This is a genomic window from Antarctobacter sediminis (assembly GCF_019218285.1).
In the GTDB taxonomy this organism is placed as follows: Bacteria; Pseudomonadota; Alphaproteobacteria; order Rhodobacterales; family Rhodobacteraceae; genus Antarctobacter; species Antarctobacter sediminis.
On sequence record NZ_JAHUZG010000001.1, the window covers coordinates 776307 to 789317 of the forward strand.

The 13011-nt window shown below is 63.1% G+C and carries 14 protein-coding genes; 12 read left to right on the top strand and 2 right to left on the bottom strand.

What is annotated here, in order from left to right; all coding sequences use genetic code 11:
* Positions 1 to 94: 94 nt before the first annotated feature.
* The 3 genes from KJP30_RS03700 (at position 95) to KJP30_RS03710 (ending at position 3029) form a co-directional block, all read left to right on the top strand.
* Complete coding sequence (locus KJP30_RS03700) at positions 95 to 1105, top strand: GlxA family transcriptional regulator (RefSeq protein WP_218447649.1); 1011 nt, start codon at positions 95 to 97, stop codon at positions 1103 to 1105.
* Entirely contained in the window at positions 1102 to 1602 is a 501-nt protein-coding gene (locus tag KJP30_RS03705; RefSeq protein WP_218447650.1) for a GNAT family N-acetyltransferase, read from the top strand. Before KJP30_RS03700 ends, KJP30_RS03705 begins: the two co-directional genes overlap by 4 nt.
* Positions 1603 to 1799: 197 nt before the next feature.
* The gene (locus KJP30_RS03710; protein ID WP_281421409.1) at positions 1800 to 3029 is read left to right on the top strand and encodes an acyltransferase family protein; all 1230 of its coding nucleotides are present in this window, start codon (positions 1800 to 1802) and stop codon (positions 3027 to 3029) included.
* 36 nt (positions 3030 to 3065) lie between these two features.
* Here KJP30_RS03710 and KJP30_RS03715 read toward each other — a convergent pair whose 3' ends face one another.
* Positions 3066 to 4178, bottom strand: coding sequence for a PQQ-dependent sugar dehydrogenase (locus KJP30_RS03715; RefSeq protein WP_425515696.1), 1113 nt, complete (start codon positions 4176 to 4178; stop codon positions 3066 to 3068).
* Between the two features lie 166 nt (positions 4179 to 4344).
* Here KJP30_RS03715 and KJP30_RS03720 point away from each other — a divergent pair, with 166 nt between their 5' ends.
* From KJP30_RS03720 to KJP30_RS03755, 8 genes are all read left to right on the top strand, one after another.
* Entirely contained in the window at positions 4345 to 5529 is a 1185-nt protein-coding gene (locus KJP30_RS03720; RefSeq protein ID WP_218447652.1) for an ABC transporter substrate-binding protein, read from the top strand.
* Between the two features lie 95 nt (positions 5530 to 5624).
* The gene (locus KJP30_RS03725) at positions 5625 to 6410 is read left to right on the top strand and encodes an ABC transporter ATP-binding protein (RefSeq protein WP_218447653.1); all 786 of its coding nucleotides are present in this window, start codon (positions 5625 to 5627) and stop codon (positions 6408 to 6410) included.
* Positions 6407 to 7234 (top strand): ABC transporter ATP-binding protein, encoded by an 828-nt coding sequence (locus KJP30_RS03730; protein ID WP_218447654.1) that lies wholly within the window; start codon positions 6407 to 6409, stop codon positions 7232 to 7234. The genes KJP30_RS03725 and KJP30_RS03730 overlap by 4 nt, the downstream gene beginning before the upstream one ends.
* A 3-nt stretch (positions 7235 to 7237) precedes the next feature.
* A complete protein-coding gene (locus tag KJP30_RS03735) occupies positions 7238 to 7603 on the top strand; it encodes a hypothetical protein (RefSeq protein WP_218447655.1) in 366 nt (121 codons plus the stop codon).
* The gene (locus KJP30_RS03740; RefSeq protein ID WP_218447656.1) at positions 7603 to 7992 is read left to right on the top strand and encodes a hypothetical protein; all 390 of its coding nucleotides are present in this window, start codon (positions 7603 to 7605) and stop codon (positions 7990 to 7992) included. The genes KJP30_RS03735 and KJP30_RS03740 overlap by 1 nt, the downstream gene beginning before the upstream one ends.
* A gap of 73 nt (positions 7993 to 8065) precedes the next feature.
* Positions 8066 to 9076 carry a branched-chain amino acid ABC transporter permease gene (locus KJP30_RS03745; RefSeq protein WP_218447657.1) on the top strand — a complete coding sequence of 337 codons (1011 nt, stop codon included), beginning with the start codon at positions 8066 to 8068 and terminating at the stop codon, positions 9074 to 9076.
* Positions 9073 to 10365: a branched-chain amino acid ABC transporter permease gene (locus KJP30_RS03750; protein WP_218447658.1), complete on the top strand. Its 1293-nt coding sequence runs from the start codon at positions 9073 to 9075 to the stop codon at positions 10363 to 10365. Before KJP30_RS03745 ends, KJP30_RS03750 begins: the two co-directional genes overlap by 4 nt.
* 164 nt (positions 10366 to 10529) lie before the next feature.
* Positions 10530 to 10772, top strand: coding sequence for a hypothetical protein (locus tag KJP30_RS03755; protein ID WP_218447659.1), 243 nt, complete (start codon positions 10530 to 10532; stop codon positions 10770 to 10772).
* A gap of 15 nt (positions 10773 to 10787) precedes the next feature.
* Here KJP30_RS03755 and KJP30_RS03760 read toward each other — a convergent pair whose 3' ends face one another.
* Entirely contained in the window at positions 10788 to 11408 is a 621-nt protein-coding gene (locus tag KJP30_RS03760; RefSeq protein ID WP_218447660.1) for a helix-turn-helix domain-containing protein, read from the bottom strand.
* Positions 11409 to 11489: 81 nt separating this feature from the next.
* Between KJP30_RS03760 and KJP30_RS03765 the strand changes: the two genes are divergently transcribed.
* Positions 11490 to 13010 (top strand): class I adenylate-forming enzyme family protein, encoded by a 1521-nt coding sequence (locus KJP30_RS03765; RefSeq protein WP_218447661.1) that lies wholly within the window; start codon positions 11490 to 11492, stop codon positions 13008 to 13010.
* Position 13011 lies beyond the last annotated feature (1 nt).

Consider the following 13011-nt stretch of genomic DNA (forward strand, 5'->3'; position numbering starts at 1 on the left):
TGCGACATGGCTTGACGCTTTGTTCTTGTTCTGCCCATGTGCTTCGACCAGCCTGCGGATGTAACGCCGCAGCCCGTCCAGGAAGGTGCCCGAGATGTTTCCCCCGCCCCAGCAGCAGGTCATCGAACTCGACACCGTGCCGGCCAAGCCGCGCCGTTTTGTCTTCGTGCTGCTCGACAACTTCACCATGCTATCCTTTGCCGCTGCGCTGGATTGCCTCCGTCTTGCCAATCGGATGGCTCAAAAGCCGCTGTATGAATGGCGTGTCATTGGCGAAGGTGGTGAGACGGCCACCTGTTCGACCGGCACGGTGTTCAACCTCGACGGCGATCTGGAAGAATTGCACCGCGAAGACACGATCCTTGTCTGCGGCGGTGCCGACGTTCAGAAGGCGACCACCAAGCGCCTGCTCAGCTGGCTGCGGCGCGAGGCCCGCAAGGGGCTGACCATCGGCGGGCTTTGCACCGCCGCCTTCGCGCTTGCCAAGGCCGGGCTGCTGGACGGCAAGCGCGCCACGATCCACTGGGAAAACCAGGACAGTTTTTCCGAAGAATTCGACGAGGTCGACCTGACCAAATCGGTCTTTACCATCGACGGCAACCGGCTGACCACTGCGGGCGGCACCTCGTCGATCGACCTTGTGTTGCAGATCATCGCCAACGACCATGGCGAGGAACTGGCCACCGCGGTGGCCGATCAGCAGATCTATTCCTCGATCCGCACCGACCAGGACACCCAGCGCCTTTCCGTGCCCACCCGCATCGGCGTGCGCCACCCCAAGCTGAGCCAGGTCATCCAGATGATGGAATCCAACATCGAGGAACCGATCAGCCCGGCCATCCTTGCCAAAGAGGTCGGCATGTCGACACGCCAGCTGGAGCGCCTGTTCCGGCGTTACCTCAACCGTTCGCCAAAGCGGTATTACATGGAACTGCGCCTGCAAAAGGCGCGCAACCTGCTGATGCAAACGGAAATGAGCGTCATCAACGTGGCTCTGGCCTGCGGTTTTGCGTCGCCCTCGCATTTCTCGAAATGCTACCGCGCGCATTATAAAACCACGCCGTACCGCGAACGCGGGGCGCAGGCGACCCGGCTGTCGGTGTGATCCGCACATCACGCCTGTTGCTTCGGCGGGCGCGGCCTGCCGATCTGGAACCGCTGCACGCGGTGCTGTCGTCCCCCAAGGCGATGCGCTATTGGTCGCATCCCGCGCATGAGGACATCACGCAAAGCCTGACCTACCTGCGCGGCCTGATGGATGACCGGCCAGAAGCGTTCGACCTGATCGTCGACTATCAGGGCCGCTGCATCGGCAAGGCCGGCATGTGGCGGGCACCGGACTTCGGCTATGTGCTGCATCCGGATTTCTGGGGCATGGGACTGGCGTCCGAGGCGCTGTCCGCCTTGTTGCCCGAGCTTGAACGTCAGCGTCCGCAGCTGGATCAGCTGACAGCCGAGGTTGACCCGCGCAATGCTGCCTCGATGCGCCTGTTGCGAAAACTTGGGTTCACGCACCTGCGGACGGAGGAAAAGAACTTTCTCTACGGCGGGTGGGAATGGTGCGACACCGCCTATTTTGCCCGCCCGCTCCGCGCGCAGTGATAGGCTGAGGGCAAAGACCCTGTTCACAGGGCCGCCGCTGGCCTAGGCTGGGACCGCACCCCGGCTGACATCGCGCAGGAGGCAAGCCCCTGTCTCACCGATCCAATCCAGCAACCGCCGCGCGGCTTGGCGGGCTTTGGGCCAAGTCACGCCGCGCCGCGGAAAACACGCCCGCCGCCCGCAACCGCGCGGTTGACCTGTACCGCGCCGTAGCCATCGGTTTTGTCGTGCTTGGCCACTGGATGATGGTCGCGCCGGTCTATTCCGATGGCGCTGTATCGCTGGCCAATATCCTCGCCGAAGACCCCTGGACCCAGTACCTGACCTGGCTTTTTCAGGTCATGCCCGTGTTCTTTTTCGTCGGCGGATTTTCCAACGCGATTTCATGGACATCCGCAAGGCAGGATCCCGAACGTCGCAGGATCTGGGCCGCAACACGGCTTGCACGTCTGCTGAAACCCACCGTCCCGCTGATCCTGCTTTGGGCACTGGCGGGGTTTGTCGCTAAACTCGCTGGCGTGCCGCGCGAACTGATCGACCCAGCCAGTCAGGCGGCGCTGGTGCCAGTGTGGTTCCTTGCGGTCTATATCGTCATCACCGTGGCGGTCCCCGTGACGGCTTGGGTCTGGGACCGGATCGGCCCGGTCTCGGTCCTGGTGTTGATGCTGGGGGCGATTGCCGTCGATGCCATCGCCTTTGGCATGGACATGGGATGGCTGCGCTGGGCGAACTACGGCTTTGTCTGGCTCGCCGTTCACCAAATGGGATTCTGGTGGCAGGATCGCGACCGATGGCAACCGCCATGGCCGCTGGTTTCAGCCTTCGGCCTGATCTGGATGCTGATCCTCGTGGTCGGGCTGGGCTTTCCTCTGGCGCTGATCAGTGTCCCGGGCGAAGATATCTCGAACACGCGACCCCCGACCACCGCCATGCTGGCGATTGGTCTTTTGCACATCGGCTTCCTGATCGGCATCCTGCCGCTGGTGCGCCGGGCATTGGAAAACAGACGGCTCTGGGCGGCGGTGATCCTCGTCAACCAGATGATCATGACGGTCTATCTGTGGCACCTGACGGCGGTCATCGTCCTTTTGGGGCTGTCCATGGCCGCAGGTGGGCTGGGCATGGGGATCGCGCCAGGAACGCCCCTGTGGTGGCTGTTGCGCCCGGTCTGGGTCATCTGTCTGGTTCTGGCGCTGTTGCCTTTTGTTTTGATGTTCTTCCGGTTCGAAGCCGGCGGAAAATCGACGACACGCGCGCTGCCCGGGCATGTTCAGGCGATGTTGGGCGCGCTGATGACCTGCGCCGGAATGATCCGGCTGGCGCTGAACGGGATCGGCAGCGGCTTTGCGCCGGGCTTCGATGGGTTTGCCGTCGCGCTGGTCATTGCCGGAGCGCTGGTGGCGACGCGCCGGTTCGGCGCGCCCTAAGCCCCCTTCACGCTCGCGATCCCGCGCAGGCGTCCGTCAGCTGTTTTCATCGGGCGCAATCCGATAAAGCGCACCGTTCCCGACGCTGAGGAACCACAGCATGCCATCCGGGCCCTGGTCCAGATCGCGCACACGCAGGGTTTCATCGCTTTTCAGTTGCTCGACCTCGGTCAGCGGATCTCCGGCCATGCGGGCGATATAGTCGAATTTCAACGATCCGACGAATCCGTTGCCCGCCCAGTCGGACACAGAGCCATCGTAAAAGGTCATCCCCGAGGGTGCGATTGACGGATCCCAGTAATGGACCGGCTGCGCCATGCCGTCCTTCTGCGACCCTTCGCCGATATTGGAACCGTCATAATTGACCCCGTAGGAGATCACCGGCCAGCCATAATTCACCCCCGGGTCGATGCGGTTCACCTCGTCGCCGCCCCGCGCGCCGTGTTCGGCGACCCAAAGCTGCCCCGATCCATCCATGGCCGCACCCTGCGGGTTGCGGTGGCCATAGGACCAGATCTCGGGCAAGGCCCCGTCTGTATCCAGAAACGGGTTCCCCGGAGCCGGTGCCCCGTCGCGGGTGATCCGCAGGACAGACCCGTTGTGCATCGACAGATCCTGCGCCTTTGGCCCGTCGCCCCGGTCGCCGATGGTCACAAACAGCGTGCCGTCCGGGCCTTCGACCAGACGCGAGCCGAAGTGAAAGCCGCCGCCGGTTCCGCGCACAATCTCAAAGATGACGCGACCATCGGTCAAACGGGACAGATCTTCGGACAGTTGCGCCCGATAGACCGCCGTGCCTGACCCGCGCAGGCCCTGCCGCTTGGCATAGGTAAAGAACACCTCACGCGTTTCGGAAAAGTCTTCGGGGACAAGAACATCAAGCAGGCCACCCTGCCCCTGATCCACCACCCGAGGCGTTCCCCGCACCTCTTGCGGTTCGCCGTCGCGGACCACCAGCAGGCGGCCGCCACGTTCGGTCACCAGCACATCGCCACCGGGAAGAAAATCAAAGGCCCAGGGGGTATCCAACCCCTCGACCACGGGAATCACCTCCATCGTGCCGGCCCCGGTCTGCATCGGTCCGGCAAGCGCCGCACCCGTCCAGCCGACCAGAAAAGCCATGCCTGTCACCGCAGAAAATGCTCGCATCGCGCCGTTCCTCCCTGTCTTTCCCTCGATGTGGGGCCTCTATCCGCTGCGGCAAGAGTGACTTGGCGTTCGGCGTGCGGCAGTCCGTCGCTTCGCCCCTTTTCTTTTCCCCAAACCCTGCTTAGGCTCCGCTCAGGACATCAAGATCCAACATGGGAGCTATCAAATGAAGAAATTGTTGCTTGCCACCACGGCGGCGGCGCTGACCGCTTCGGCTGCTTTCGCCGAAAGCCACGGCAGCGAAGCCAAGATCGGCATCATCCTCGGCTTTACCGGGCCGCTGGAATCGATCACGCCGGCCATGGCCGATGGCGCCGAGCTGGCAATTGCCGAAGTGAACGCGTCGGGCAAATTCCTGGATGGCATCATGCTGGCCCCGTCGCGCGCTGACTCGACCTGCATCGACGCCGCCGCAGCCACCGCCGCCGCGGAACGCCTCGTTTCCGAAGGCATCGTGGGCATCATGGGCGCGGATTGCTCGGGCGTGACCGGTGCGATCCTCGCGAACGTGGCGCTGGCCAACGGCATCCCGATGGTGTCGCCCTCGGCAACCTCGCCGGCCCTGTCGACCGCCGAAGACAACGGCCTGTTCTTCCGTACCGCGCCTTCCGACGCCCGTCAGGGTGCCGTGATGGCCGAAATCCTTGCGGAAAAAGGCATCACCGAAGTTGCGGTGACCTACACCAACAACGACTACGGCAAAGGTTTTGCCGACGCTTTCGAAGCAGCCTTCGACGGCACCGTGACCCTGTCCGCACCGCATGACGACGGCAAGGCCGACTATTCGGCCGAAATCGGCGCTCTGGCATCCGCCGGCGGTCAGGCACTGGTTGTTCTGGGCTACACCGACCAGGGCGGCAAGGGCATCATCCAGGCATCCTATGACACCGGCGCGTTCGATTTGTACGTGATGGGTGACGGCATGTATGGCGACACGCTGTTCTCGGAACTGGCAGACGCGCTGGAAGGCTCGATCGGCACTGTTCCCTGGGCACAGGGCGAAGGCGCCGAAGCGTTCTCGGCAATCACCAAGGCAGCAGGCATCAACGCCGACAGCTCGTACACCCGCGAGTCCTATGACGCGGCTGCGCTGATCGCCATGGCCATGATGAAGGGTGGCGAAGCGACCCCGGCGGCCATCGCGGCCAACCTGCTGGACGTTGCCAACGCTCCGGGTGAGCTGATCCTGCCCGGTGAACTGGGCAAGGCGATGGAAATCCTCGCCGCGGGCGGCGATGTCGACTATGTCGGCGCCTCGGGTGTGGAACTGATCGGCCCGGGTGAGGCCGCAGGTTCCTACCGCCACTACACCATCACCGGTGGCGCGGCAGAAACCGTCGAGTTCAAGTAAACCGACACGAAGGAAAGGCAGCCGGGACTCTCCCGGCTGCTTTTTCCGCATATGGCAGGCGCCGGTCAGAGCGCCGCCATCAGGGGGCTATCCAATTGATAAAGGTGGACAACCTGCACCGTCATTTCGGTGCCTTCCGAGCCGTTGATGGAGCTTCGCTGGAGATCGCCAAAGGGTCGATCACCGGGCTGGTGGGCCCCAACGGCGCGGGCAAGACGACGCTGTTCAACGTGATCGCGGGCGCGCTGCCTCCGACCTCGGGCACTGTCATCATGGACGGCGAGGACATCACCGGACTGCCGCCGCATGAACTGTTTCACAAGGGACTGCTGCGGACGTTCCAGATCGCGCATGAATTCCACTCGATGACCTGCCGCGAAAACCTGATGATGGTCCCCGGCGGCCAATCGGGCGAGTCGCTGTGGAACACGTGGTTCGGGCGCAAGCGCATCGCCGAGGAGGAACGCGCGCTAAAGGCCAAGGCCGACGAGGTGCTGGACTTCCTGACCATCTCGCATCTGGCCGATCACCCGGCGGGCGCGATTTCAGGCGGTCAGAAAAAGCTGCTGGAACTGGGCCGCACCATGATGGTCGACGCCAAGATCGTCTTTCTCGACGAGGTCGGCGCGGGTGTGAACCGAACCCTTCTGAACACCATCGCCGACACGATCGTTCGCCTCAACCAAGAGCGGAACTACACCTTCTGCGTGATCGAACACGACATGGATTTCATCGGCCGCATCTGCGACCCGGTCATCGTCATGGCCGAGGGCAAGAAACTGGCCGAAGGCACGCTGGACGAGATCAAGGCCAATGAGCAGGTCATCGAGGCCTATCTGGGCACGGGTCTGAAAAACAAGGACCAGGTGGCACAGGCATGAGCGACAATCCCTATCAGAACGACCGGGGCAACCACGATGCCTCGATCACCAAGCAAGGCAAGCAAAGCGAGATCGACCCCACGCGCCGGTCCGGCCCGATGACGGATGCGCCCGGCGGACCTTTCCTGATCGGTGACAGCATGACCGGCGGTTACGGCAAGGGGCCGGACATCCTGCATGATTGCACCATCGCCGTGGACAAAGGCGAGATCGCCGTGATCGTCGGCCCCAACGGCGCCGGCAAATCCACAGCGATGAAAGCGGTGTTTGGAATGCTGGACGTGCGGTCGGGCCATGTGCGGCTGGACGGCCATGACATCACCGCGCTGACCCCGCAGGATCGCGTGGCGCAGGGCATGGGCTTTGTCCCGCAGACCAGCAATATCTTCACCTCGATGACGGTCGAGGAAAACCTTGAAATGGGTGCCTTTATCCGGCTGGACGATTTCAAGAACACGATGGAGCAGGTCTATGAACTGTTCCCGATCCTCAAGGAAAAGCGGCGGCAACCCGCAGGCGAACTTTCCGGCGGCCAGCGTCAACAGGTGGCCGTGGGCCGCGCGCTGATGACCCAGCCCAAGGTTCTGATGCTGGACGAACCCACCGCCGGTGTGTCGCCCATCGTGATGGACGAACTCTTTGACCGGATCATCGAAGTGGCCCGCACCGGGATTTCCATCCTCATGGTCGAACAGAACGCCCGGCAGGCGCTGGAAATCGCTGACAAAGGCTATGTTCTGGTACAGGGCAGGAATGCCTATACCGGCACGGGCAAAGAGTTGTTGGCCGATCCCGAAGTACGCAAGTCGTTCCTGGGGGGCTGACCCGTGCGACCCATGGATCACGCGATGCTGGGGATGTTGGTGCTGGGCACCCCGGCAACAGCCGCCGTGCAGGCATATGCCTGCACGCTGTCGCGGGACGAGGCGCGGATCGACCTGCGCTTTGACCTCGACCCGGCCAGCTTTTCGCCCGCACTGGACAGTCGTGAGCCGCCCCGGCGTCGCGTCAGTCGTGTCACACTTTCGGACGGGCGCGGCTTTGAGGCCGAGGCCATACTGGGTCAGGACGGCAGCCGCGGCTTCTGGGCGGACAGCGAGAACATGCTGCTGACGGTGGCCGCCGATGGCACCGCCCGTCTGAGTGACGCCGCCAAGACACCCTGGCAGGGCCAATGCAAGGAGATCGACTGATGTGGAAGACCACTCTGGCAATCGGCATGACCCTTGCAGCGACCGTGCCGGCGCTTATGGCGCAGACCATCGAACAGCCGGGCGCGGCGTTGATGGCTTGCGAATACTCGGTGGAATGCCTTGACGAAGAGGCCTGCACCTTTGCGCAATTCGGTCATGACGTCACCCTGCCCGAACAGATGCCCGGCGAGGCGGTTCTGGACCTTGGGACCGGCCCGGCAAAAGGCACGGCGCAGGTTTTGAACGGCGTTCTTGTCATCATGGCACATGACCAATACGGCAGCTATCTGCTCAGCCAGACCCCGGGCGGGCTGGCCAAGCTCAGCGTGCAATTCGCCGAACCGCTGACGGTTGTAACCTACCACGGCGAATGCGTGGTGACCGGATGAGCCGGCGAACGACCAACAAGACAACAAGAGCCGCCGGGGCAACCGCGCGGCCGACCAACGAGGGCAACGACTGATGGATTTTCTCAACGCCATCGTGGCGCTATCCAACTTCGTGATCATCCCGGCCATGGCCTATGGCAGCCAGCTGGCGCTTGGCGCGCTGGGGGTCACGCTGATTTATGGCATCTTGCGGTTCTCGAACTTTGCCCATGGCGACACCATGGCTTTCGGGACGATGATCGTGATCCTGTTCACTTGGCTGTTCCAGTCCTGGGGCATCAGCCTGGGCCCGCTGCCCACGGCGCTGTTGGCGATCCCCTTCGGCATCGCTGGTACTGCGGCGCTGGTGTTGCTGACGGACCGGGGGGTCTATCGCTTCTATCGTGGGCAAAAGGCCAAACCGGTGGTCTATGTGATCGTGTCGATCGGGGTGATGTTCATCTATAACGGGCTGACGCGCTTTATCCTTGGCGCCGATGACCAACGGTTCGCCGATGGCGAACGCTTCATCATTTCGGCCCGCGAATTTAAGAACCTCACCGGTCTGGACGAGGGTCTGGGCCTTAAGACAACGCAGGGTCTGACCGTGGTCACAGCGGTGATCGTCGTGGCGCTGTTGTTCTGGTTCCTGAACCGCACGCGCACCGGCAAATCCATGCGCGCCTATTCCGACAATGAGGATCTGGCCCTGCTGTCGGGGATCAACCCGGAACGGGTTGTCATGGTGACATGGCTGATTGTGGCCGCGCTGATCACCATTGCAGGCACGCTTTACGGTTTGGACAAGAGCTATAAGCCGTTCACTTACTTCCAGCTTCTGCTGCCGATCTTTGCCGCCGCCATCGTCGGCGGTCTGGGCAGCCCGCTGGGCGCCATCGCGGGCGGCTTTGTCATCGCCTTTTCCGAGGTGGCGATCACATATGCGTGGAAAAAGGTCCTGACCTACATGATGCCAGAGTCGCTGGAACCGTCCGGTCTCGTGCAACTTATGGCCACGGAATACAAGTTCGCGGTCAGCTTCATGATCCTCGTGGTGGTGCTGTTGTTCAAACCCACGGGCCTGTTCAAGGGGAAATCGGTATGAGCCATCAGATCCGTACTCTGGCGCTTTTCGCGCTTGTCGCCGCGCTTATCCTTGGCACCGGCCTGATGCAGGGCTGGGACCTTGCGCTGGTCATCCTGAACATGGGCCTGATCAGCGCGATCATGTCGCTGGGCGTAAACCTGCAATGGGGCATCGCCGGGCTGTTCAACGTCGGCGTCATGGGGTTTGTCGCGCTTGGCGGCATGGCCGTGGTGCTGACATCGGTTCCGCCCGTCCAAGAGGCCTGGGCCGCCGGTGGCGCGCGTGCCCTGCTGGCGCTGGTGCTTGGCGCGGGCACCGTGGTGGCCACCGTTCTGGCATGGAAGAAGACCCGCAACCGTTACCTTGCTGCCGCGATCCTGATCGTGGGTTTTGTCCTTTACCGGCTGGTGCGCGATCCGGCGGTGGATGCCATCGAGGCGGTCAACCCGGCGGGCACTGGCTTCCTTGGTGGGCTTGGCCTGCCGGTGGTGCTAGCCTGGGCCGTGGGTGGCCTTCTGGCGGCCGGTGGCGCATGGATCATCGGCAAGACGGCGCTTGGCCTGCGGTCCGATTATCTTGCCATCGCGACACTGGGTATTTCCGAGATCATCATTGCCATCATGAAGAACGAGGAATGGCTGACCCGGGGCGTCAAGAACGTGTCCGGCCTGCCGCGCCCGGTGCCCGATGCCATTGACCTGCAAAACGACCCATCCTTCGTGGAACGGGCGGCGGGTTTCGGGCTGGACGCCACTTCGGCCTCGACCCTTTACATCAAGATCAGCTACGGCCTTATGTTCGCCGTTGTGCTGGTGGTGCTGCTGGTGCTGGCCCAGATGGCGCTGAACTCGCCTTGGGGCCGCATGATGCGCGCGATCCGCGACAATGAAACCTCGTCGCGGGCGATGGGCAAGGACGTGACTTTCCGCCATCTGCAAGTATTCATCCTTGGCTCGGCGATCTGCGGCATTGCCGGTGCCATGATGACCACGCTGGACGGCCAGTTGATCCCGACCTCGTACCAGCCTCTGCGCTACACCTTCCTTATCTGGGTTATGGTGATCGTCGGCGGATCGGGCAACAACCTTGGCGCGGTTCTGGGCGGCTTCCTGATCTGGTTCCTTTGGGTGCAGGTCGAAGTGCTGGGCCCCGGCGTCATGACATGGATCACCAGCTGGTTGCCGGATGAATCCGGTCTGAAGGCGCACCTCCTGAACAGCGTGCAGCACATGCGCCTGCTGACCATGGGTGTGATCCTGTTGCTGGTGCTGCGCTTCTCGCCGCGCGGGCTGTTGCCGGAACGGTAATTTACAACCCGCCAGCGAAACGACAAAGGCCCGCACCATCGTGGCGCGGGCCTTTGCTGTTATGGTTCCGCAACACAGGACCAAAGTCGTATGGGCTGCGGCAGCCTGCCCTCTTCCGAAATGTAACGGAAAAGATACATTGCATACTTGGCAAAAACGAAGGGGTGACCAAGATGGACTGGCACGAGCTTTCAGCCAACTGGGACAACATGTTCGGCAAACTCAAGCGCCGTTTCCCGGCGATTGACCGCAGCAGCCTGTCCGAGGCGCCGCGCGACTGCCGGGTCCTGACCCAGCATATCGCCGACATGCATGAACTGACGCCGAACGAGGCCCGCGATGCCTTGCAGGATTTTCTGCACCTCGAAGATCTGGCCCGGCGGGCGTCGGAACTGTCCAGCCAATAGGCCAGTGGCCCGGGATCAGGCCAACGACGTCACCCAGAGGATCGTCGCATCCTCGGGGGACACGGAAATCACGTTGTGCCCCATGGTGGCGTCGTAATAGGCGCTGTCGCCGCGCTTCATTTCGATAGGTTCGTAAAACTCGGTGTACAGCGTGACGACACCCGTCAGGACAAAGAGGAATTCCTCGCCGTCGTGGCGCACCCAGCCGTCGAACTCTTCCATGCTGCGCGCACGGACACGCGCGCGATACGGCAGCATTTTCTTGCGTGTCAGGCTTTCGGCCAGCAACTCGTGCTCATAGGTCGCCGTTGCGTGGCTTTGTCCGTCCCCGGCGCGGGTCACCGCCATGCGTCCGTTGACCTTTTCCTGCTGCGGCGGCGTGAACAGCTGCGGCACAGAGATCTCCAACCCGACGGCCAGTTTCTTGAGCGCGTCATAGGTGGGCGACATCTGCCCGTTTTCGATCTTGGACAGCGTTGACCGGGCCAGACCCGCCTGCCGCGCGGCCTGTTCCAGCGTCCAGTTGCGTTCCTTGCGCAGCTCACGCACCCGCTGACCAAGGTCAAGCGGTTCGGCATGCGGGGTTTCGCCACCTTCGCGGGCGATGCGGATCAGGGATTTCGGGTCTTTGGACATGGGGATTGGCTATAGGCCGCAGGGGGCGACCTTGCAAGCGTCCCCCTTGCAGCTTTGGGCCGCGCGGTCTAGCTGACTTGCATGAATTCGACCGTCTCGCTTTTCGACGAAGGGCCCTTTGCGCCCTGCCCCGCGCCTTTCAACCTCGCGGCCCATGTTCTGCGCGCCGGAGAGGCGGCCCCGGACAAGATCGCCCTGTCGGTGGTGCGCCCATCCGGCGCACAGCGCTGGTCCTATGGGCGGCTGATCGCGGCGGTGCGCGGCACGGCAACCGGCCTGCGCGAGGCGGGCATGGTTCCCGGTGACATCCTGCTGATGCGGCTGGGAAATACCGTCGACTTTCCGATCGCCTATCTTGGGGCGATTGCTGCCGGGGTGATCCCGGTGCCGACCTCGTCACAGTTGACCGCGCCGGAAGTGGCCGGGATCATCGCGCATCTTGCGCCAAAGGCCATCCTTCGTGCGGAAAAGGTCGCTTGCCCGGACACCGATCTGCCGGTGTACGGCCCCGAAACCTATGAGGCGTGGCACGATCTGCCGCCTGCGGACTATGAAATGGGGGACCCGGACAGGCTTGCCTATATCATCTATACCTCCGGCACCTCTGGCACGCCGCGCGCCGTGGGACACGCGCATCGCGCTATCTGGGCGCGGCAGATGATGATGGACGGCTGGTATGGCCTGACCGCCGATGATCGCCTGTTGCACGCGGGTGCCTTTAACTGGACCTATACGCTGGGCACAGGCCTGATGGACCCATGGACACGCGGCGCTACGGCCCTGATCCCGGCCGCCGGGACCGATCCGGCACAGTTTGCCTTGTTGATGAAACGGTTCGAGGCGACGATCTTTGCCGCCGCGCCCGGGGTTTTCCGCCAAGTGCTGAAATACCCGGTCCCCCAGATGCCCGCCCTGCGTCACGCCCTTGCGGCGGGCGAAAAGCTGTCCGAGGCACTGCGCGCCCGCTGGCGCGACAGCGTCGGCACCGAGATCTACGAAGCCTTCGGCATGTCCGAATGTTCCACCTTCATTTCCTCGGCGCCCGAACGACCGGCGAAACCGGGCACGCTCGGCCGGCCTCAGGCCGGGCGCCGCGTGGCCATCCTTGGGCCGGATGGCATCCCGGTGCCCACCGGACAGGAAGGTGTCATCGCGCTGAACCGGCACGACCCGGGCCTGATGCTGCGATACGTCGGCGCGCCCGAAGCAACCGCCGGGAAATTCAACGGCGACTGGTATCTGACCGGCGATCAGGGCGCGATGGATGCCGAAGGTCATGTCACCTACCTTGGCCGCGGCGACGACATGATGAATGCCGGTGGCTACCGGGTTTCCCCGCTCGAGGTCGAGGCCGCGCTGGCCGGTCTGCCCGGCGTCACCGAACTGGCCGTGACCGATATTGCCGTGAAAGAAGACGTGCGCATCATCGCCGCCTTTTATACCGCCGAAGACGAACAGGACGAAAACGCGCTGAAAGCCGCCGCCGCGGACCGCCTCGCGCGTTATAAATGTCCCAGAACCTTCATTCGCGTGGACAGCCTGCCACGCAATCCGAACGGCAAACTGCAACGCAACCGCCTGAAGGATCACGTGATCGACTGAC